A 20,402-nucleotide genomic window follows, 5' to 3' on the forward strand; every position below is an offset into this window, starting at 1 on the left:
TTCCCATAGGTCCGCGGTGAGCCCTCTAGGAAAGCGTCCCCTCTCCGAAGTGCAAATCCCACCCTAACCCTTTGCCAACTCCTCCACTTCAACACGACAAAAAGGCCATCTACTCGAATAGATGGCCTTTTTATGGATACGACATATGGTAACGCTTTCTCTTACATTATAAAATTATAGAACAGCCTCTTGCAATTCCCCTTGCTGTTCGTCTACTTGATGATAAGCTGCCAGGATGGACTCCTGTACCTTTGTCCGTGCATCTGAATTGATTGGATGCGCCACGTCACGAAACTCCCCATCTGGTGTACGCTTACTCGGCATTGCCACGAATAACCCGTCATTCCCCTCAATGACTCGGATATCATGGATGACAAACTGATCGTTAAGCGTAATGGAAGCAATTGCTCTCATTCTACCTTCCGTGTCTACCTTGCGTAATCTCACATCTGTGATTTCCATTTTCCCCACTCCCTTGTTGTCGTTTTCACACTGAACGTATTCTAGGTTAGTTGGTACGATTACTTTTTTACCCATAATACTGGTGCTGATTCTATAATACTAGTTTTTACTGCAAATGAAAATAGAATCTTTTGTGAATTTTTTAATATTTGTATATTATTTCAAATCTATAGCTACTTTCAACCTAATCATTTTCAAACAGGCAATAAGAAAACCCGACCTGATCTTCACTAGATCGGGTCGGGTTTTATATCTAATTATTCACAAAGCGCAATTGCTTCGATTTCGACTCGTACGTCTTTTGGTAGTCGAGCCACTTCCACTGTCGAACGAGCCGGCTTATGCTCCCCGAAATGCTCTTCATAAATGGCATTCAATGCTCCAAATTCATCCATATCCTGAATAAACACTGTCGTTTTAATGACTTGTTGTAAACTTGAACCTGCCTCTTCCAGTACTTTACTCAAGTTTTGGAGAACTTGGTTTGTCTGTTCTTCTATGCCGCCACTTATTACTTCACCAGCGAGCGTCAAAGGAATCTGTCCTGAAGTGTACACTACGCCGTTCACTTTTACTGCTTGTGAATAAGGTCCAATTGCCTGTGGTGCTTGTTCTGTTTTTACATATTCCATAACTCATTACCGCCTCTCGTGAAATAGTTCCCTTCTTCCAACTCAATCTTACGGCGTTTCTCATCCACAGCATGCAATTTCACTAATGAAAGATAATCATCTACCAGAACTTCTTCAAGGTGTTCAGCTTCTACTAAGACTGCCACGCCAGCCAGTTCACAGTTGAATTCTTCAAGTAGACTTTTCATACCTTGCATTGTGCCGCCCACTTTCATAAAGTCATCTGTCAACAAGACTTTTTGACCGCTTTGCATACTTCTCTTCGATAACACCATTGTCTGGATTCTGCGCGCTGAACCAGAAACGTAATTAATACTAACAGTAGGACCTTCCGTCACTTTGCTGTCCCGTCGAACGACGATAACAGGTACGTTCAAATGACGGGCAATAGCATGAGCAATGGGAATTCCTTTTGTTGCAACTGTCATAATCGCATCGATTTCTTTATCAAAGAAAGCAGTTGCAATCACTTTGCCAATTCGATCGAGAAACCGAGGATTTCCTAACAAGTCAGTCATATACAAATAACCGCCAGGAAGCAATCGATCCGATTTTCTTAGTTCATTCATCAATGAATGAATGACTTCTTTTATCTCCTCACGACCGACTAACGGAATATATTTAATACCGCCAGCAGCACCTGAAATCGTCACTAGACGACCCGTGCCGCTCTCTTCAAATGTCTCTTTCAAAATACCAAGATCTTCACTAATTGAGGACTTGGCGGCTGAATACCGGTTCGAAAAAAACGTCAAAGAAATGAGTGTGTGTGGATTTTCCAGCAAATGACGTGTCATATCGACAAGCCTTTCACTTCTTTTCCATTTCATATAATACCGACTCCTAAATCCGAATGATTTATAAGTAGATTATCATAATCGTCCGGTATTAATCAACTACAATAGGTTCCCCAAGCATGCGCACGGCATGTACGTCTTGGCAAAATCCCTTCAAGGCATTGACAATTTTCGGTACACGCGATTCATGTTTCACTAGTCCGAATACCGTTGGACCGCTACCGCTCATTAAAACGGCATCTGCCCCAAAACGCTCCATTTGTTCCTTGAGTATAACAACTTCCTCATGAAGTCCCATCGTGACAGGCTCCAACACATTCCCAAGTGATGCACACATCTTGTCATAATCACTTTCTTGCAATGCTTCCATCATACGCTCCGTTTGCGGATGCGTAATAGAAGACAAGTTCAACTGTCCGTAGATATTGCCGGTCGATACACCGATTGTCGGCTTCGCCAGCACGACCCAGCAGTTAGGTGGAGCAGGTAGATGCGTGATGTCTTCTCCTCGCCCTCTTGCAATAGCTGTGCCGCCATAAACGCAGAATGATACATCTGATCCGATTTCCGCACCCAGGATTGCCAGCTCATCCAAAGATAATCCGAGTTCCCAAAGTCGGTTTAATCCACGAAGCGTGGCGGCAGCATCTGAACTACCACCGGCTAGTCCTGCAGCAATCGGAATATTCTTATCCAGAGTAATTTCAACTCCGTAATTCAAGTGATAGCGTTTGCGCAATAAATCCGCTGCTTGGTACGCCAAGTTTTTGCGATCATTCGGCACAAATCGATGAGATGACTGAATTGTAATGGCATGATCCGTCGTAGGACGAAGCCAAATACGGTCAGCCAAATCAACCGTCGTCATAATCATCTCGACATCATGATAGCCATCCGACCGTTTGCTTAACACATCTAATGTTAAGTTGATTTTCGCAGGCGCCTTTTCGTAAATCATGATAAAAGCTCCCTCCCCACTGCATTGTTCTTGCTCATATATTACCACAGAATCAATAGAACATAAGGGGATTAAATAAAAAAAAGAACCGCAAAGGCTTCGCAGTTCTTTTTGTCACGTTAATTTTCATTCCAGAGTTCAGAAGTAGATGATTTCCTACAGCTATTTTTGAACACTTAGAATTCCATTTGTTATTTGCGCAAGATTTTTTCCATTGCTTTTCCTTTTGCCAACTCATCAATCAGTTTATCCAAATAACGTATTTCCTGCATCGTTGATTCTTCTATTTCTTCCACTCTAACCCCACATATAACACCTGTAATTAGTGTCCGTGATGAATTCAGCTCAGGTGCTTCCGCAAAGAAAGTCTCGAAGTCTGTCTGGTTTTCCAACTGGATTTCCAGTTCTTCTTGGCTGTATCCTGTCAACCAACGAATGATTTCATCGACTTCTGATTTTGTGCGTCCCTTTTTTTCTACCTTGTTAATATAGAGCGGATAGACTTTGGCAAAACTCATAGTATAAATCTTATGTGTAGTCATCATTCACCCTCCAATTATCTAGTACTTATTATATTTTCCACTTGAAAAACGATGTCCGTCAGCAAATCCGCGACATGTTGTCTAGTACTTAAGCGAGGCGACTGCCCGCTCCAAAGATGGATCCATTCAGGCCGATTTTGCTTGGCAGCTTCACTACGAATCGCTGTCGTTAGTGTGTTCATTATAGGATAATCCGGCAGATCTTCTTCGTATGGTTTTAGTTCACGAATAAAGTCATTCTGAATCCCTCTTGCAGGCTTACCACTAAATACGGATGTAATGACGGTTTGATCTTCCGTACTTTTAAGAATAGCTTCGATATGTTGCGTTTTTGCACCACTTTCAATAGCCGTCACGAAAGCTGTTCCCATTTGAACCGCTTGCGCTCCAAGTGTAAGAGCTGCCAAAACACCTCTTCCATCCATAATTCCTCCCGCAGCAATAACAGGAATCTTAACATGGTCTGCAGCTTGAGGAACAAGCGACATTGTTCCAATCATGGAGTCAGTGAAACTTCCTGAAAACGTACCACGATGACCTCCGGCTTCGCTTCCTTGCAGTACGACCATATCAACTCCGTACTCTTCATTGATAGCAGCCTCTTTCACAGTTGTAGCAGTCCCCATCACGATGATGTTCACTCCCTGTAATTGTTGGATAGTCTCTTTAGATGGCACGCCGAATGTGAAACTACAAACCGCTATATGTTCTTGAATAATAACATCCACTTGCTTATCAAAATTTGCTGTAGACACTTCCTTTATTTCAGGCTCAGCTACACGTAACTCTTCACGATAAGGTCGTAATAATTCATTGGTTTTTTTAACCTTATCTTTGGATATCTCTGATGCTTCAGGAATAAACAAATTGACCCCAAAAGGCCGATCCGTTAATTCCTTAATCTTCTTTATCGCTTCTCTCATATCTTCTGCATTCATATAGCCCGCCCCGAGCGTACCCAGGCCCCCCGCATTGGATACTGCAGCTATCAATTCAGGCGTGGTCGTACCGCCAGCCATTCCCGCTTGAATGATGGGGTATGTAATTCCAAGCATTTTTGTTACGTCATTTTCATTCCACATCTTGTTGGACCCCCTCTAGCATGATTATGTATTTTACATAGTCGTTTTGCTACCTTTCTCTCCCTGACGCTTTAGCAACACTTTATTTCCCAGCCAATAACCCATTATGGCGGCCACCACCATAAGTAAAATCGACAAAAGTGAGTGCATGTCAGGATAAAGTAACTCTTTGATAAAGCTGACCATACCGACAAACACTCCCACAAATAATGCTCTGCCTAGATTTCCTTTCTTCACACTCTCTCCTCCCACTTTCCGCAACTACCAAAACCTTCCAAAGAGTCTTCTTACGTATAATGAATATTCTCTCCATCATAACGTAAACCACAAAAAATTGGTGCTCCCTTGTTCGTTCTAAGTAATAGAAAAAGAGCTGCAAATGGGATTCACTTTGCAACTCCGATAATCTACACACTATTTTATCATTGAATCCGGTAAATAAACTAAATTTGCCGTTGTACTGACATCGTCATCATTCACTGTCAGTATGACCACGTATCCGGTCTTTTCCCATCCTGAATTAAACGTAGTTTCATAGTCAGTGTCAGAATAATAGTCCGCCCCAAATTCACGTTGGGCATGCTCGTTTAATTCATTGTACATCGCAAACATCTCATCTGAAGTATGATAGTAATCTTCTCCGCCCATAAAGTCATAGGTTATGAACTGCAACTTGTTATTTTCAAAGTAATAAATTAAATCTGTATAGTAACTATACTTTGTAGTTCGGTAGATCAATAATCGTTTATTTCCCTCACGTAAATTTGAAAGCAATATCGCCGGTGACTTTGATTCAACACTCATCACTTGAGCTGGATCCATTCCAAAGTGAATGCCTCTTGTCACCATGACAGGTGGTGCAGGTCGGAAAGCCGGATCCATAGCTCTCGCCACGAATGCAGCAATATGCGAACGTGTTAATGTTTCATTTGGTTTAAATGTACCGTCAGGATAGCCCGAGGTGATATTTTCAAATGCTAGTTTACGCACGGCACTATAAGCAGTAGAACTCTTGGATACGTCTTTAAATCGAATATCTTTTTCCTTGCTGAGCTTAAACGCATTCGCAATGAAGGCAGCCATATGACCACGTGTCACTTTTTGCGTAGGCTTAAATGTACCATCAGGATAGCCATTGATGATTTTTGCTTTCACGGCAGAATTGATATAACCAGAGGAATACCTGCTCGCGGGAACATCTTTAAATTTCGTCTTTGCTTTCTTTCCATCCAATCCCGTAGCTTTAGCCACCATGACAGCGACTTCTTCTCGCGTCACTTTATCATTTAACCCAAAGCGAGCACTAGGCTCAATCACATTATTCTCTAATAAATACATAATAGCCGTGTAGTTCGGATGATTTTTCGGGACGTCTGTAAAAACTTTAGAAGAAGCTTGTGTTTTAGGAGCTACTGAAAACGTCAATAGGAGTATTAAAAATATTGCTAAAACCTTTTTCATACGTATTTATCCCCTTTTTCCATAAGATGTAACGACTATATCATGTTAAATAGATAAAAAGTTGAATACGTTAAAACATGTTGTTTTACTACACAAACGGACTAAATTTGCTAAAGAAATACTTAGAATTTATTTGTATACAATCATACTGTCTAATTTTCTAGTTACTTTAACTGTAGACTATCGCTGATTGAGTAGTAGGTAGTCAGAATAAATCAACACCTTGTGTTGTGCAACACAAGACAATAAAAACACATGAGTATAATACCTTATTTCTACTTTTCTTATTTGGTAAATCCCTGTACATATAGACTATCTTTAACAGGTATAAAGAATTATAATTTATCCATAATTACTGTGAAATATTTCCTTTACTTCATATTTATATTGGCTTCTAAATTATTTTACTAATACAGTGCTGTTTTTCAAACATTGATTCCTGTAAACAAAGAGCTATGATACAAATATAGCAAACATAGTTAATACAAACTATTAGGGGGATAAGAGAAATGAAGTTACATATGCACCACATGACTCCCTGGTCTGTACTTATCAGTGCACTTTTTATCATGCTAATGACTTTTTCATTTTCAAGTCAGGCATCTGCACACGGGTACGTAAGCCAACCAGAAAGTCGAGCACTATTATGCAAGCAAGGAGATAATAAGAACTGTGGGAGAATCATCTATGAACCACAGAGCTTGGAAGCACCAGGGAATTTTCCGATTGGTGGTCCAGCTGACGGTAAAATTGCCAGCGCCAATACTTTCTTCGAATTAGATGCACAAACCCGCCTTCGTTGGCAGAAAGTTGAAATGAAAAACGGGATGAATCAATTCAAATGGAAATTCACAGCACCACATGTAACAGGATCATGGGAATATTACATTACACGTACAGGATGGGATACGAACCAACCGTTGAAACGCGCAGATCTTCAAAAGTTCTGTACAGTAGACGGCAAAAAACAGAGACCACCTTCGGAAGTAACGCATACTTGCAATGTACCTGAACGTACGGGTTATCACGTGATCCTCGCTGTATGGAATATTGGTGATACAAAGAATGCATTCTATAACGTCATTGATGCGGACTTTGGTGGAAAACAGGCAATACCAACTGAGCCCGATAAGAATATTGATATGACACCTATTATTCCGAGCAAGCCGTTACCTGAAACAAAACCGGAAAAGCCTGTTCAGCCAAAACCTGATTTAGATAGGCCTGCTCCACCGGCAGTCAAGTGGGACGAAGGCAAGGTTTATGTAGAAGGCGATCAGGCACAATTCGAAAGCTCATTATATGAAGCACAGTGGTGGACACGTGGTGATCTCCCTGGTGATTCTGCTGTATGGAAACTATTAGAACCGGCTAACACAGACCTGCGCAACTGGAAGATGAAAAACGTCTATACAGTTGGTAATCAAGTGGTACACGAAGGTATCGTATACGAAGCGCAGTGGTGGACGAGCGGTGATACTCCAGGAAAAAAAGATGTTTGGAAATTCATCAAGATCATTAATGCCAATGTGAAGAAATGGGAAAAGAAGCTTGTTTATTTAGTAGGAAATCAAGTAATCTATGAGAATAGTTTATATGAAGCACAATGGTGGACTCGCGGAGATCTCCCAGGGGATTCAGCTGTATGGAAACTTGTGAAGTCCGCTGCTACAGGTGTGCCTCAGTGGCGCACTGCAAATGTATACGTTGCCGGCGATCAAGTGATATATAACGGCAATCTATACGAAGCCAAATGGTGGACCCGTGCAAATGTTCCGAGTGATAGTGAACAGTGGAAGCGTAAGTAATTCGATATGATTGAAAGGCTATCTACAAGTTATAATAACTTGTAGATAGCCTTCTTTTTTATCAAAAAATAGAACTGCAAAGCAATTTCCCCTTTGCAGTTCCTTTTGTCAGCCTGTTTTGGATTCTACGGACATTGGTTGGATTATTTCTTTTCCTCCACTTGTCTACTCGCCATTTCAATTGCATGTTTTACCATGTTTCCTGCATCACGTGAGCGAATACCGCCCCAGCCTTCTTTCTGTACTACATCATAGAAGCCAAGCTCTTTCGCGATTTCTACTTTCAATTGATCTGACATGACGCCTTTTCTCGCCATTATAGTTTCCTCCTTTGCGGCTGACACTTGTAGTGTGTGCTGTCCAAGGAAAACTACACTTCAGTTATGTAACAAAATAAAAAATCCGCCAGAACATTCCGGCGGATTCACTAGGAAATAAATTAAAATAGCATGATGAATTATTTGATGATAAAGGCCGTTTGGTCCGAACCATCAAGGACTGTTATTTCAACCGCTTCGGTTAAAATATCAGCATAGCTGTAAGAAACTCTTTCAAACGCATTGTCATCCTGATCCAACTCTACTACGAAAACGGCACGATACGTATCGCGCAAGACTCCAGCATGTTCGATCGTCTTCTTACGACCACCATTTGCTTTCAAGTGGAGACGTTTCCCTAAATGAGCGTCCAGTGACTTTTTAATGTCTGCTAATGTTTTTGGCATGTTACTTACACCTCACTAAATATAAGCATAACATTTTTACATGCGTTTGTCAACAAAATTTTTATTTTAACAGTTTGCCTATGTCTTTGTCAATCACTTTATGATGAATTTCACTAATTTTTCATATGAAATTGTCATTAATTTTATTCCGGTTTTAGCTTGCCAAAGTGAGGGTATAGTGCATTGGCCAGTTTGATGAACTCTGCAATCGATAATGTTTCCCCTCTTCTTATCGGATCTATACCTGATTGTTCAAATGCTTGTTGAATCAACTGCTTTTTTTCTCTTCCTTCAGGGAGTGAGGACTGAAGGTTGTTCCACAGCGTCTTGCGGCGATGCAAGAACGATCCTTGTGTCACAGTGAACAAGAAGTCTTCATCCGCTACAGGAGCGTGTGCCTCTTCTCTGCGCGTCAAACTAAGTACGGCTGACTCAACGTTCGGTTGCGGAATGAACACTGTCTTCGGGACAATCATAGATACTTCTGCATCCATATAGTACTGGACAGCGATTGATAATGAACCATATGCCTTCGTGCTAGGTACTGCTGTAATTCGATCTGCTACTTCCTTCTGCATCATAATGACAAGCTGACTTACGCGGGCTTTTTCCATTAAGAATTTCATAATAATCGGCGTTGTAATATAATACGGTAAATTGGCCACGACTACGATGTCTTCGTAGTCTGCAAACTGTTCTTCAATCACTTGATGAATATCCGCTTTTAGTACGTCTTGGTGAATCACCGTGACATTCGGATAAGGTGACATCGTATCTTCAAGTACAGGTAACAGTCGGCCGTCTATTTCAAATGCTACAACCTTCCCCGCCTGTCGTGCGAGATGCTCTGTTAACGCACCGATTCCAGGTCCTACTTCAATGACTCCTGTATCTTTCGTGATCGCTGCATGAGAGACGATGTTATGCAATACGTTCGAATCTACCAAGAAGTTCTGACCTAAACTCTTCTTGAATGAAAACCCGTGTTTTTGCAAAATTTCTTTCGTTCTCACTGGCGTTGCTATGTCTTTATACATCTGTTTTCATTTCCTCCTCATCGAGAATTTGTATCGCTTTGTTCAACTTTGCGACAGAAATCCGGAACATCTCTAGCCGTTTCTTCAATCCTTTGCCGTTTACCTGTCCAATATGCAATAACTCCGACAGACGTTCTCTTCGTTTTCTGGAGTCCATGTGACCGATTAGTCTAGCCTCTAGTAAAGCCGCCATCGGGATCTCTTCTATTGTATGCTCACTCACCGTATAAACAGAAGCCAAAGCTTGACGAATCGCTTCGTCATTCGCATGTTCAATTCCTACTCCACGTCCGTTTTTCGCTATAGTTTCTTTCTTCGGTAAAAATGCATGCTTTACATCGGGAATCTGTTCTTCGATAATTGCCCGAATACGTCGACCAGGAAAGTCCGGATCGGTAAAGACAATGACTCCACGCGTCTGCTGCGCGTGGCGTATCCGCTCGAGCGTCTTGTCTGAGATCGCCGAACCGTTCGTTTCAATTGTATCCGCTCCTGTAGCACGTTTGACAGCCACCGTGTCGGATTTCCCTTCCACCACAACTACTTCTTCTATATTCACACTATTCCTCTTTTCTTACGATATCATTCTTACTATTTTACTGTGTTTTTTCGATTCTGTACAACCATACCGGCAGGAAACAGAAAAAACCGATAAGGGGAAGAGTTTTTCTTCTCCTTATCGGTATACCGCTATTAGTTGATGACTTTAATCTTTACTTGACGACGACCAAATGAATAAGCCGCTTCTTTTGTAGGCATGTGTAAATCGATACGGTTTCCTTTGATTGCTCCACCTGTATCTCCTGCGATTGCATAACCATAACCTTCCACCCAAACCTTAGATCCTAGTGGAATCACTCGTGGATCAACTGCAATTAATTTCATATTGGGGTTCGCGCGCAAGTTAATACCTGTCGCTGTGATTCCTGAACATCCATTACAATAAGCTGTATATGCACTCGCATTTGCGTAAAATTCTTTTCCACCGCTTGGCTCGCTACTGTTACCGCGTGAAACTGCTACTTGCGCTTTTGCTGGTGTACTTGAAGATTTTGCCGTTGCATTTGTAGATGCACTTGCAGTCGCTTTTGCTGGAGCCGGAGCTGCAGTTGCTACTTCTACTTTTGGCGCTTTAGCTCCTACATGAACTACTTTATGTGTAGGCTCTTCCACCATTGTCTTACCAACTAATTCACGAGAAACCACTTTTCCATTCTTTTTTGTAATTTGGAATTTCTTTTGTAGTTTACCCTTTTTTCCGTTAGTGACAACTTTCTCTTTACCTTGAAGCATCGTCATATCTGTTTTTCTTTTTGTTTTGAAGTCTGCTGTTTCTTCAACTACATCTGTAACTTTCTCTACACGTGCAATGTTAACTACAGCATTAGATGCCGTCAACTTTGCATTTGTGTCGCCTTCTACTTTATCCAAGTTTGAAAGACGGATATTTTGATCTGTCAAAAACTTTCTAACAGTAGTTTGTGTTGACCATACAGTACGCTCTTTTCCACCGTCTTTAACAGTAACCGGGAATGCTTTAGCAATCGCAATCGGTTGATTTTCTGTAATCTTCGTTTCTAGAGCTGGTTCAATTTCGTCATGTGTAGCAACTTCAATTTCTGCTGTTTTAAGTACATCATTTACGGTAGCTTCCGTTGTCCAAAGTTCTTGTGTCTTACCATCTACGTCAATTACTACTTTGTTTGCTTTTTGCCATTTGATCTCTGTATCGTTTTCAAGCGGCGTGTTAACTGTCGGTTCTACTAGGTCATGCTTTTGTACGTTTACGTCATTAGCCGCTAGTACTTCTCCAACTGTAGATGCTGCTGTACGTAATTCTATTTGCTTACCATTAAGGTCCATTGAGATGTTCTTCTTTTTTCCGTCAATCAATACGAGTGACGTTGTTGCTACGAATAATGCCATTGCCATTAATAAAATCCCAATGCGCATAAACTTAGTATTCTTCTGAGACATGTTAAAAAATTCCCCTTTCATTACTCGGCTGAGTATATAGCGTTTAAATTACACTGTCAAACTTCCAAACTACTAACCGTTCCTTACTAGAGACATTTCAGATCTGTAAGACAAATAATTGCCATAAGTCGTTCACTGAATCTTAAACAGTTGTAATGCATTTGCAGTCGTTTGCTTTGCTACTTCCTCAACCGACACTTCTTTCAACCGCGCAATTTCCTCCGCCACTAACGTGACATAGGCAGGTTCGTTGCGCTTCCCTCGATAAGGATGCGGTGTTAAATACGGTGCATCCGTTTCGATTAACAGCTTGTCTAGTGAAATCTTTGTCGCTACTTCTTTTGGCATTCTAGCATTCTTAAATGTTACAGGCCCACCTAGCGAGATAAGAAAATTCATTTCTATACATTGTTGGGCTGTTTCAACACTACCGCCGTAACAATGCATAATCCCACCGACTTCCGCCGCATTTTCTTCCTGAAGAATACGAACTACGTCGCCTGTTGCGTCGCGATTATGAATGATGATTGGCAACTCTACTTCCTTTGCCAGTCGTATCTGTTTACGGAATAACTCTTGCTGTATATCTTTCGGTGATTTATCCCAGTGGTAATCGAGACCGGTTTCTCCAATGCCGACAACTTTCGGATGGGCCGACAACTCCTTGATCCAGTGTAGATCATTTTCTGTGCAATCTACTGCATCAACAGGATGCCAACCAATAACACCATAGATGAATGGATATTGTTCTACTAACTCCATGGCTTTGTTGATAGTTTTTGTATCAAACCCAACTACGACCATTTTTTCTACGTTTGCATCAATTGCACGTTGAATGACTTCTTCCACGTCTTCTTCGTATTGATCTGCATTTAAGTGAACATGTGTATCAATAAACATAGTATCTCTCCTAACACTGTTTTCTATTCTATTGTCTTTGATTGTGTCTTTCATCTCAGTTGTATTACAGTTGTGTTACAAATAGATTGTTTATTCTGTTTAATAAACCAGAAACGCTTTACTACTAGACATGCTGAACCTTTAGGAAGTATATGGCAAACTTTTTGCTTTTATAGGTTTGTTGTAACATTTGTGACATAAAATTAAGCAAAGTGGGTATATCGCGGAAGCCGCCCGTAAGTACCGAGGGAAGGATAATGAATATTCCACTCTTTGCGTAAGCAGAACCATTCTCCTATAAAAATAGCCGACTAGAAAACCATCTGCAACAACATAACTCCGCATCCTACTATCCAATTCCTCACTTAATGCCTATACACAAAAAAACTGCCACCAGAAGTCGTTGATTGCGACCTCTCATGACAGCTTTATGACGTGATGAATTATTTTACTTGCGCACCATTTTCTAATGCAGGATCAACTGTTGCAAGTTTTAGCACGCCATCTTTTTCGCCTGCTAAAATCATACCTTGTGATAATTCTCCACGAAGTTTGACCGGCTTTAAATTCGCAACGACAATTACTTTCATGCCTACTAGATCCTCAGCATCGTAATGTTGCGCAATGCCCGACACTACTTGACGTTGCTCGTAGCCTAAATCAACTTGTAGCTTTAATAACTTGTCGGCTTTTGGCATTTTTTCACATGCCGTGACAGTAGCTACACGCATGTCTACATTCATGAATGCGTCAAACGTGATCTCATTCGTTTCCTCTTTCACTTCTTCCACCTTCTCTTCCACTTCAGCAGGAGCTGTGATCGCCATTTGCTGACGGATGTACTCAACCTCTACTTCTGTCTCCAGACGTGGGAAGATAGGAACGCCTTTGTTGATGACAGTTGTACCTGCAGGAATCGCATAGCCCTCATCTAGTGTATCCCATCCTAATGAATCTTTAGAAAGACCAAGTTGTTCTATCATCTGTTTCGGCGCGTTTGTCATAAACGGCTGCAAGAGTACCGCTGTATGATGAAGCGATAGCGCTAAGTGATACATAACTGACGCTAATTTCATGCGATCTTCCTCTGATTTCGCCAATACCCACGGTGATGTTTCATCAATATACTTATTTGTACGAGAAATTAATGCCCATACATCGGAAAGTACGACGCTGAACTGCATCTTTTCCATAGAAGCCTCATATTTCTTCACTGTATGCTGAATCATGTCGCGTAATGGTGCATCAAATTCAGTCGGTACAAGACCTTCCGTCAGAACTTCACCATTGAAGTATTTATTGATCATAGAGATCGTTCGGTTTAATAAGTTTCCTAAATCATTCGCCAAGTCATAGTTAATACGCTCGACAAATGCCTCCGGTGAGAATACACCGTCTTGACCAAATGGTAATTCACGAAGCAAGAAGTAACGTGTAGCGTCTAGCCCATAACGTTCAACGAGCATTTCTGGGTAGACCACATTCCCTTTAGACTTGGACATCTTGCCATCTTTCATCATGATGAATCCATGTGCAAATACTTTCTTCGGCAATGGTAAATCGAGTGCCATCAAGAAGATTGGCCAATAAATTGTATGGAAACGTACGATATCTTTACCAACCACGTGAACATCCGCTGGCCAGTATTTATTGAATAAAGACTCGTCATCAGACATATAACCAAGAGCCGTAATGTAATTCGTCAATGCATCAACCCAGACATAAATAACATGTTTTGGATCCCCAGGCACTTTAATTCCCCAGTCGAACGACATACGGGAAACAGATAAATCTTCAAGTCCTGGCTTAATGAAGTTATTGATCATTTCATTCTTACGTGATTCAGGCTCAATGAACGTTGGGTTTTCTTCATAATACGTAAGTAAACGTTCTGCATACTTTTTCATATTGAAGAAGTATGATTCTTCCTCCACTCGATGAACCGGACGACCACAGTCTGGACAGTTCCCATCAACTAGTTGCGATTCGGTAAAATAAGATTCACACGGAACACATTTCCATCCTTCATACTTTCCTTTATAAATATCTCCATTTTCGAGAAACTTCTTAAATATCTTTTCAACAATTGACTTATGACGATCTTCCGTCGTACGGATCAAGTCGTCATAAGAGATATCCATCAGTTTCCACAGGTCTTTCGCGATGTCTGCAATGCCATCGACATATTTAATGGGAGACTGACCTTCCTCTTCTGCCTTTTCCTGGATCTTCTGACCGTGCTCGTCCATTCCAGTTAGAAATCTGACATCATAGCCACGTAAACGCTTATATCGCGCCATTGCATCCGATGCAATTGTCGTGTATGCCGTTCCTATATGAAATTTCCCACTTGGATAATAAATAGGTGTAGTGATATAAAACGTTTTTGATTGATTCTCCACGCGTAATTCCTCCAAATAATTAATGTATACTTTCATTTTATAGGATGTTGCACAAAAGTGCCATGTTCTCCTCCGAACCCTTATATTTTTATAACTTTCTTCAGCTTGCTCACTGCCCGTAATCCCCATACCTTTACCATCTCACATTTTTTACCTGTCAAAAAATTAATAAAAATTAATAGTGTTTATTTGAGTTATGATGATTGACGGTTATTGGAAGAGTTGGTATGATATTTAACAGACAAGAGAATCATGTCGAATTTTGACGAATGTTAAATTTGGAGTGTAGGAGGAATTTTTTCCATGAAGTCTACTGGAATTGTAAGAAAAGTTGATGAGCTAGGCCGTGTTGTGATACCGATTGAACTCCGTCGTACGCTCGGTATTGAGCAAAAAGACGCATTAGAAATATACGTGGACGACGACAAAATCATCTTGAAAAAGTACATGCCTAATATGACATGTTCTATTACGGGGGAAGTATCGGATGATAACCTTCGTTTGATCGACGGCAAGTTAATTTTGAGTCCTGAAGGCGCAAAACAATTGATGGATGAAATTCAAAATAAAATCAATTGATTTGTAAAAGTCCTGAACGTTTAACACGTTCAGGACTTTTTTGTCTTATTCTACGTGATATGCCTGATAAACAACTCGTTTACTTACCTCACGAAGATCAGCTACCTCTTTTATCGCATCTTTCGAACGAATTTCTTTTTCTTCTATTATATGTTCAACATGCTCCTTGATTGACAAGTCTGTCCACCAGGCAGTCGCAACTTCCTGTTGGATGTCCTGATTACCTTCCACGACCAAACAGAACTCTCCTCTAATTTCATTGGAATCTGCCCACTCAATTGCTTCTGCAATTGTCCCTCTCAAGAATTCCTCAAATCGCTTCGTCAATTCGCGGGCCATTACAATCTTTCGTTCATCCCCAAACTGTTCTGCTAAGCCACGCAGTGTCTGTTTTAAACGATGAGGGGCTTCGTAAAACAATAAGGTTTCCTCATAGCGCTGTAATTTCTCGAGCTGGATTTTCAGCTCCTTCTTTTGACGCGATAGAAAGCCAAAAAACAAGAACGGTTGTGGTGTAATACCTGATGCTACTAATGCTGTAATGGCTGCGTTCGGTCCTGGAACAGGAACGACAGCAATTCCCTGTTCAATAGCCAATTCCACTAGATCTGCACCAGGATCTGAAATACACGGCATTCCTGCATCACTGACAATAGCAATATCCTTCCCTTCTTGAAGGAGTTCTATAATCTTTTCTCCCGCCACACGTGTATTGTGTTCATGATAGCTGATCATTTGTGTAGTAATCTCAAAATGATTACATAATTTTATCGTATTACGCGTGTCCTCCGCCGCAATATAATCTGCTTCCTGTAAGATTCGGACTGCACGGAATGTCATGTCCTCGAGGTTGCCGATTGGTGTGCCTACGATGAACAGCTTCCCGAACTCTGTTGCTTCGGCACTCTTTTGTGACGTAATCATGTGGACCGCTCCTTTTTTATATAGTGTTCTTTTTGTTTTCTGGTCAATTGCTTAAACTGATACTCTGCTTGCATCGCCTGTCGCTGCGTTTCAAACGATTCTTGATAAATGTACTTTACAGGTAAGCGCCCTCTCGTATATTTAGCACCTTTTCCTTCATTATGTACACGCAAGCGACGTTCTAAATCATTCGTATATCCAGCATAATACGATCCATCATTACATGTCAGCACATAGAAGAAGTGTTCATTCTTCTCCATACAATAGCTGCCTCACTTCTTCTGTATACTCCCCATTTTCGCGGTAGACATATAAAGGAGGTAGGATTTTCAGATCAGGTTTTCCATCCTTAATTGCTTCAATTAACAGTGTATTCGCATCTTTTCCTTCTTTCGGATAGACAAAACGAATGCGCTTTGGTTCCAGACGGTACTGTCTCATCGATGTAATGATGTCGAGAAGTCTGCCAGGCCGGTGGACAAAAGCCGCTTTTCCACCTTGCTTCAATAATTCACTTGCAGATTTCACTGCTTGATCTAATGTTAGCTCCACTTCATGCCTAGCGATCGTATAGTGCTCACTTTTATTTCTAGCACTTGCTTCATTTGCCGGGAAATAAGGCGGATTGCATGTTACGGTGTCATATACTTCGTAACCAATTTTCTTTGCAATCCCTATGACGTTTTCATGTTCAATTGTTATCTGTTCTTCGAGACCGTTAAGCGCTACGCTTCTGTGTGCCATATCCGCTAGCCGTTCTTGCAACTCAATACCGATGATTTCACCTTTTGTTCGAGCACTCATGAACAATGGGATTACACCATTCCCCGTACACAAATCCACAATCTTGCCTCCACGGATCGGCATATAGGCAAAACGCGCCAGCAGCACCGCATCTAGTGAAAAGGAAAAAACGGAAGGACTTTGAATAATCCGCAAGTCCTCTGCTAATAAATAATCCAATCGTTCGTCACTTTGTAGGTTCACAATCTACACTCCTTCAATCAAAAGAAAAAGCCAATACCTAAAAATAGGAATTGACCTCTCAACCGTTCTGTTTATTTAAGAATGACAGGCAGAATAGACAATCCTCGCCTTTACGACTGCTGCCATAGTGGACATTGCACACATGAAAACCTTCATTGTACAAACGAGCCAGATTGTCTACGCCTTCGCCCACATCAAGCTTCTTTGGACGTTCATCACGCGCGGCCTCTTCTATTTCTTGTGTAATCTTATCGATTTCATCGAGTCGCGTTCGTAGATGATGGTTTTCCAGACGAAGCGAGTGGTTTTCTTCAGTCATCTTTGCAACAAATCCAATGAGTTCCCTGAATTGTTTTTGCATAGAATCCAACTGTTGTTCAAAATCCATTACCCTGTCAAGGAAGTTCACTTCTTTCAACTGTTCCACCTCATCATTTAGTCAATTGAGCTGTTTCTTTCTGTAAATCCTCAATCTCACTCCACGCATATTCCACTACTCGTTCAAATGCCGGCATATTCACTTGAAGCACACGCTCCAATAAGTTCAGTCCGACTACCTTCCCTACTCCATCCTGTGTAACTACTTGTTTACCAAGATCGGGCATGAGTGCTTTCGCTTCTTCATATGCATCATTTTCATACTTCAAGCAACACATCAAGCGACCACACAGACCAGAAATTTTCGATGGGTTCAATGAAAGGTTTTGATCTTTCGCCATCTTAATAGACACTGGTTCAAAATCACCCAAAAATGTTGAACAGCAAAGCATTCTACCACATGGACCAATACCGCCTAGCATTTTTGCTTCATCACGCACACCGATTTGGCGCAATTCGATTCTCGTCCGGAAAATCGCAGCGAGATCTTTCACTAAGTTGCGGAAGTCTACTCGACCTTCAGCAGTGAAGTAAAAAACAATTTTATTACGATCAAATGTATATTCTACATCTACTAAACGCATATCTAATTGATGTTCCGCAATTTTTTCTACGCAGACATCAAATGCTTCATTAGCTTCTTGCTCATTCTCTTTGACGCGTTCACGATCACCCTCATCTGCAAGACGAATGATCTTTTTCAATGGCAAAACGACATCTTCATCATCTATTTCATTACTTCGACTGGCTACTTTACCGTACTCTACGCCTCTCGCGGTTTCCACAATGACATAGTCACCAATTTCAATCGGCATATCCAATGGGTCGAAATAATATAATTTTCCCGCCTTTTTAAAGCGGACGCCTACGACTTTAAACAAACAATAACCCCTCCTGCATAGTAAGCACCAATTGTTCTAGTAAAAGCGTACGATTCATATTTTGATGCAATCGTTTTTTCGCCTGCAAGACGGCATCTATTTTAACAGTTAAACTGCTATAAGTATTTTTGACAGAATGTCCTGTGAAGACTTCTACTTGATCGGGATAGGATATCGTCGACTGCAACCCTGCTTTTACCGCCACAATATCACGGTATGCGAAGAGAAGCAAATCGAGTCCTTGTTCACAATCACTTTTTTCCTTCATGGAAGGCATCCAATCTGTCTGAATGAACAGCAATGCCTCACCCGGAGTTCTCTGTTCGATTGCCTCTACTAATTTTAACACTAATTTCCGTCTCTGTACAAAGGAATCTTCTTGAGCCATTTCATAAGCTACTTCGACATTTGCTGTCATCATCGTTACAGTAGATGCCATAGAGGCTGTAACTCCTTTTTCCACAAGACTTTCAATACTATTCTGGCGATTCATTGGCTGTAGTGAAATTCGCTGACAACGTGATTGAATGGTCGGCAAAATGGATGGATAAGAATCTGTAAGTAAAATAGCTGTGACGCTTCCTTCAGGTTCTTCTAGGAATTTCAGCAATGTATTGGCTGCCGAAGCATTCATTCTTTCCGCATTAACAATCACATATACTTTTCGTCCTTCTTCATACCCTTTTTTCGTCATCTTCATAATTAATTCGGACATTTGATCCTTTTTGATATCCTGTCCGTCGGGTCTAATCCATACTAAGTTCGGATGGTTACCCGATTCTATACGTTTACACGAATGACATGTTTCACATGGAACATTTTCTTTCGGATTCATGCATAATAGCAGTTTTGTGAAATATTGTGCAATCGCTTCTTTGCCTGCCCCATTTGAACCGTCAAAAATATAGGCATGTCCAATACGCTGTCTTCGGTGAATCATAGTTAATTTATCAATAACCTGCTTCTGAGACTGCAATGCATGGTCGTGCAACTTCTGTGACATGCAAGCTCCTCCTTAGTTAGTAAAGATGTTACAAAAAACCCCGTGCTACATGTGAGTGCGGCACGGGATCACGTATATAAATTGATCAGAAGACCTTTGATTTCACCTATTTTGGCGAGTAAATCAATGGATGACGCTTCTTCATCCAACAGTGCTTCCGTCAACGCGATTAGTTTTTCATCTATTGTTTGGACAAGTTTTAATCGGCGGCCTTCACCGAATTGGTTCCATGTATGAGATTGTGTTAGCTCAATACCTGAATCTACCGCTTCTTTCAAAAAACGTTTAATCAACATCTTGTACTTCGCCATATCACGTAAATTCCGGGACCTAGCGAGTCGATCCCCCGCACTTGAGATATCCCCAAACAACCGTGCGATCTGTTCTCCTTGCAGACGAGATCCTTGTTTTTCTACCATTTGTCCAAACTTGGCATTACCTTGTGCATGCCGAAGAGGGTCAGGCGGTAACTTATCCATCCCTGTACGGTATTCACCATTGACTTTCATCAGCATTCACCTCTAGATTAAAAATGGTGGAACTGTTCAATTGGCAAGACGAATACAGTAGCTCCGCCTACTTCTACTTCAATTGGATACGGAATATATGAATCCGCATTACCACCCATTGGTGAAACCGGTGCGACCATTTGATCGCGGGAACGGCAATTATCACGAATTAAATCCAGTGCTTTGGAGACTAACTCATCTTCCACACCCATTAGAAACGTTGTGTTACCAGCGCGAAGAAATCCACCTGTACTGGCTAACTTTGTATTCCGAAAATCACTTTTAGTCAATGCAGAAGATAATCGGTTACTATCTTGGTCCTGTACCACTGCTACAATCAGTTTCAATGTACTCTCCCC

The 20,402-nt window shown here is 41.2% G+C and carries 25 protein-coding genes; 2 read left to right on the plus strand and 23 right to left on the minus strand.

The genetic code is table 11. The features are described 5' to 3' along the window. Positions 1 to 174 precede the first annotated feature (174 nt). The 8 genes from spoVG to CSV68_RS12015 form a co-directional block, all read right to left on the minus strand. Positions 175 to 462, minus strand: a complete 288-nt coding sequence (gene spoVG / locus CSV68_RS11980) for a septation regulator SpoVG (protein WP_099632522.1) — start codon at positions 460 to 462, stop codon at positions 175 to 177. Positions 463 to 719: 257 nt separating this feature from the next. Continuing rightward, positions 720 to 1,094 carry a RidA family protein gene (locus CSV68_RS11985; protein ID WP_099634821.1) on the minus strand — a complete coding sequence of 125 codons (375 nt, stop codon included), beginning with the start codon at positions 1,092 to 1,094 and terminating at the stop codon, positions 720 to 722. After that, positions 1,082 to 1,924 (minus strand): pur operon repressor, encoded by an 843-nt coding sequence (purR, locus tag CSV68_RS11990; RefSeq protein ID WP_099634820.1) that lies wholly within the window; start codon positions 1,922 to 1,924, stop codon positions 1,082 to 1,084. The genes CSV68_RS11985 and purR overlap by 13 nt, the downstream gene beginning before the upstream one ends. 58 nt (positions 1,925 to 1,982) lie before the next feature. After that, positions 1,983 to 2,849 (minus strand): 4-(cytidine 5'-diphospho)-2-C-methyl-D-erythritol kinase, encoded by an 867-nt coding sequence (gene ispE, locus CSV68_RS11995; protein ID WP_099662257.1) that lies wholly within the window; start codon positions 2,847 to 2,849, stop codon positions 1,983 to 1,985. A 191-nt stretch (positions 2,850 to 3,040) separates the two neighbouring features. Beyond that, on the minus strand, positions 3,041 to 3,391 hold the full coding sequence (locus CSV68_RS12000; RefSeq protein ID WP_099662258.1) for a DUF2200 domain-containing protein: 351 nt from the start codon (positions 3,389 to 3,391) through the stop codon (positions 3,041 to 3,043). 14 nt (positions 3,392 to 3,405) lie between these two features. After that, positions 3,406 to 4,473, minus strand: coding sequence for an NAD(P)H-dependent flavin oxidoreductase (locus tag CSV68_RS12005; protein ID WP_099662259.1), 1,068 nt, complete (start codon positions 4,471 to 4,473; stop codon positions 3,406 to 3,408). Positions 4,474 to 4,506: 33 nt separating this feature from the next. After that, the gene (locus CSV68_RS12010; RefSeq protein ID WP_099634816.1) at positions 4,507 to 4,710 is read right to left on the minus strand and encodes a hypothetical protein; all 204 of its coding nucleotides are present in this window, start codon (positions 4,708 to 4,710) and stop codon (positions 4,507 to 4,509) included. 177 nt (positions 4,711 to 4,887) lie between these two features. Further along, entirely contained in the window at positions 4,888 to 5,934 is a 1,047-nt protein-coding gene (locus tag CSV68_RS12015) for an S-layer homology domain-containing protein (protein WP_099662260.1), read from the minus strand. 509 nt (positions 5,935 to 6,443) lie between these two features. Between CSV68_RS12015 and CSV68_RS17440 the strand changes: the two genes are divergently transcribed. Beyond that, on the plus strand, positions 6,444 to 7,742 hold the full coding sequence (locus CSV68_RS17440; RefSeq protein WP_233192915.1) for a lytic polysaccharide monooxygenase: 1,299 nt from the start codon (positions 6,444 to 6,446) through the stop codon (positions 7,740 to 7,742). Between the two features lie 143 nt (positions 7,743 to 7,885). Here the strand turns inward: CSV68_RS17440 and CSV68_RS12040 are convergent, their stop codons facing one another. From CSV68_RS12040 to metG, 7 genes are all read right to left on the minus strand, one after another. Beyond that, entirely contained in the window at positions 7,886 to 8,059 is a 174-nt protein-coding gene (locus CSV68_RS12040) for a small, acid-soluble spore protein, alpha/beta type (protein ID WP_085427746.1), read from the minus strand. A gap of 140 nt (positions 8,060 to 8,199) precedes the next feature. Next, entirely contained in the window at positions 8,200 to 8,466 is a 267-nt protein-coding gene (gene veg / locus CSV68_RS12045) for a biofilm formation stimulator Veg (protein ID WP_029054863.1), read from the minus strand. A 143-nt stretch (positions 8,467 to 8,609) separates the two neighbouring features. Then, on the minus strand, positions 8,610 to 9,503 hold the full coding sequence (gene rsmA / locus CSV68_RS12050) for a 16S rRNA (adenine(1518)-N(6)/adenine(1519)-N(6))-dimethyltransferase RsmA (protein ID WP_099662261.1): 894 nt from the start codon (positions 9,501 to 9,503) through the stop codon (positions 8,610 to 8,612). Further along, positions 9,496 to 10,062, minus strand: coding sequence for a ribonuclease M5 (gene rnmV / locus CSV68_RS12055; protein ID WP_099662262.1), 567 nt, complete (start codon positions 10,060 to 10,062; stop codon positions 9,496 to 9,498). Before rnmV ends, rsmA begins: the two co-directional genes overlap by 8 nt. 134 nt (positions 10,063 to 10,196) lie before the next feature. After that, positions 10,197 to 11,480, minus strand: coding sequence for a G5 and 3D domain-containing protein (locus CSV68_RS12060; RefSeq protein WP_233190460.1), 1,284 nt, complete (start codon positions 11,478 to 11,480; stop codon positions 10,197 to 10,199). Positions 11,481 to 11,612: 132 nt separating this feature from the next. Beyond that, complete coding sequence (locus CSV68_RS12065; RefSeq protein WP_099634811.1) at positions 11,613 to 12,380, minus strand: TatD family hydrolase; 768 nt, start codon at positions 12,378 to 12,380, stop codon at positions 11,613 to 11,615. A 443-nt stretch (positions 12,381 to 12,823) separates the two neighbouring features. Further along, positions 12,824 to 14,782 carry a methionine--tRNA ligase gene (gene metG / locus CSV68_RS12070; protein WP_233192916.1) on the minus strand — a complete coding sequence of 653 codons (1,959 nt, stop codon included), beginning with the start codon at positions 14,780 to 14,782 and terminating at the stop codon, positions 12,824 to 12,826. Positions 14,783 to 15,085: 303 nt separating this feature from the next. Here metG and CSV68_RS12075 point away from each other — a divergent pair, with 303 nt between their 5' ends. After that, positions 15,086 to 15,361 carry a transition state genes transcriptional regulator AbrB gene (locus CSV68_RS12075; RefSeq protein WP_029054857.1) on the plus strand — a complete coding sequence of 92 codons (276 nt, stop codon included), beginning with the start codon at positions 15,086 to 15,088 and terminating at the stop codon, positions 15,359 to 15,361. Positions 15,362 to 15,406: 45 nt separating this feature from the next. Here CSV68_RS12075 and rsmI read toward each other — a convergent pair whose 3' ends face one another. The 8 genes from rsmI to CSV68_RS12115 all read right to left on the minus strand — a co-directional run bounded on the left by rsmI (position 15,407) and on the right by CSV68_RS12115 (position 20,390). Then, positions 15,407 to 16,282: a 16S rRNA (cytidine(1402)-2'-O)-methyltransferase gene (gene rsmI / locus CSV68_RS12080; RefSeq protein WP_099662268.1), complete on the minus strand. Its 876-nt coding sequence runs from the start codon at positions 16,280 to 16,282 to the stop codon at positions 15,407 to 15,409. Continuing rightward, positions 16,282 to 16,545: a GIY-YIG nuclease family protein gene (locus tag CSV68_RS12085; protein ID WP_085132302.1), complete on the minus strand. Its 264-nt coding sequence runs from the start codon at positions 16,543 to 16,545 to the stop codon at positions 16,282 to 16,284. The genes rsmI and CSV68_RS12085 overlap by 1 nt, the downstream gene beginning before the upstream one ends. Next, complete coding sequence (locus CSV68_RS12090; RefSeq protein ID WP_099634809.1) at positions 16,532 to 17,275, minus strand: tRNA1(Val) (adenine(37)-N6)-methyltransferase; 744 nt, start codon at positions 17,273 to 17,275, stop codon at positions 16,532 to 16,534. The genes CSV68_RS12085 and CSV68_RS12090 overlap by 14 nt, the downstream gene beginning before the upstream one ends. A gap of 55 nt (positions 17,276 to 17,330) precedes the next feature. Continuing rightward, positions 17,331 to 17,690, minus strand: coding sequence for a DNA replication initiation control protein YabA (gene yabA, locus CSV68_RS12095; RefSeq protein WP_099632507.1), 360 nt, complete (start codon positions 17,688 to 17,690; stop codon positions 17,331 to 17,333). A 13-nt stretch (positions 17,691 to 17,703) separates the two neighbouring features. Further along, positions 17,704 to 18,531: a PSP1 domain-containing protein gene (locus tag CSV68_RS12100; RefSeq protein ID WP_099634808.1), complete on the minus strand. Its 828-nt coding sequence runs from the start codon at positions 18,529 to 18,531 to the stop codon at positions 17,704 to 17,706. Further along, a complete protein-coding gene (gene holB, locus CSV68_RS12105) occupies positions 18,524 to 19,534 on the minus strand; it encodes a DNA polymerase III subunit delta' (protein ID WP_099634807.1) in 1,011 nt (336 codons plus the stop codon). Before holB ends, CSV68_RS12100 begins: the two co-directional genes overlap by 8 nt. A 68-nt stretch (positions 19,535 to 19,602) precedes the next feature. Beyond that, entirely contained in the window at positions 19,603 to 20,043 is a 441-nt protein-coding gene (locus CSV68_RS12110) for a YaaR family protein (protein ID WP_099634806.1), read from the minus strand. A gap of 17 nt (positions 20,044 to 20,060) precedes the next feature. Continuing rightward, entirely contained in the window at positions 20,061 to 20,390 is a 330-nt protein-coding gene (locus CSV68_RS12115) for a cyclic-di-AMP receptor (RefSeq protein ID WP_009499399.1), read from the minus strand. Between the last annotated feature and the right edge of the window lie 12 nt (positions 20,391 to 20,402).

The sequence above is a fragment of the Sporosarcina sp. P29 genome (genome assembly GCF_002743265.1).
Taxonomy (GTDB): domain Bacteria; phylum Bacillota; class Bacilli; order Bacillales_A; family Planococcaceae; genus Sporosarcina.

Coding starts and splice junctions, on each gene's coding strand:
- veg (WP_029054863.1), bottom strand. CDS start 8,466: ATGCCAAAAACATTAGCAGACATTAAAAAGTCACTGGACGCTCATTTA.
- CSV68_RS12065 (WP_099634811.1), bottom strand. CDS start 12,380: ATGTTTATTGATACACATGTTCACTTAAATGCAGATCAATACGAAGAA.
- CSV68_RS12110 (WP_099634806.1), bottom strand. CDS start 20,043: ATGAAAGTCAATGGTGAATACCGTACAGGGATGGATAAGTTACCGCCT.
- rsmA (WP_099662261.1), bottom strand. CDS start 9,503: ATGTATAAAGACATAGCAACGCCAGTGAGAACGAAAGAAATTTTGCAA.
- CSV68_RS12060 (WP_233190460.1), bottom strand. CDS start 11,480: ATGTCTCAGAAGAATACTAAGTTTATGCGCATTGGGATTTTATTAATG.
- CSV68_RS17440 (WP_233192915.1), top strand. CDS start 6,444: ATGAAGTTACATATGCACCACATGACTCCCTGGTCTGTACTTATCAGT.
- CSV68_RS11985 (WP_099634821.1), bottom strand. CDS start 1,094: ATGGAATATGTAAAAACAGAACAAGCACCACAGGCAATTGGACCTTAT.
- CSV68_RS12005 (WP_099662259.1), bottom strand. CDS start 4,473: ATGTGGAATGAAAATGACGTAACAAAAATGCTTGGAATTACATACCCC.
- CSV68_RS12075 (WP_029054857.1), top strand. CDS start 15,086: ATGAAGTCTACTGGAATTGTAAGAAAAGTTGATGAGCTAGGCCGTGTT.
- ispE (WP_099662257.1), bottom strand. CDS start 2,849: ATGATTTACGAAAAGGCGCCTGCGAAAATCAACTTAACATTAGATGTG.
- purR (WP_099634820.1), bottom strand. CDS start 1,924: ATGAAATGGAAAAGAAGTGAAAGGCTTGTCGATATGACACGTCATTTG.
- CSV68_RS12085 (WP_085132302.1), bottom strand. CDS start 16,545: ATGGAGAAGAATGAACACTTCTTCTATGTGCTGACATGTAATGATGGA.
- CSV68_RS12000 (WP_099662258.1), bottom strand. CDS start 3,391: ATGACTACACATAAGATTTATACTATGAGTTTTGCCAAAGTCTATCCG.
- CSV68_RS12040 (WP_085427746.1), bottom strand. CDS start 8,059: ATGGCGAGAAAAGGCGTCATGTCAGATCAATTGAAAGTAGAAATCGCG.
- holB (WP_099634807.1), bottom strand. CDS start 19,534: ATGTCACAGAAGTTGCACGACCATGCATTGCAGTCTCAGAAGCAGGTT.
- CSV68_RS12015 (WP_099662260.1), bottom strand. CDS start 5,934: ATGAAAAAGGTTTTAGCAATATTTTTAATACTCCTATTGACGTTTTCA.
- spoVG (WP_099632522.1), bottom strand. CDS start 462: ATGGAAATCACAGATGTGAGATTACGCAAGGTAGACACGGAAGGTAGA.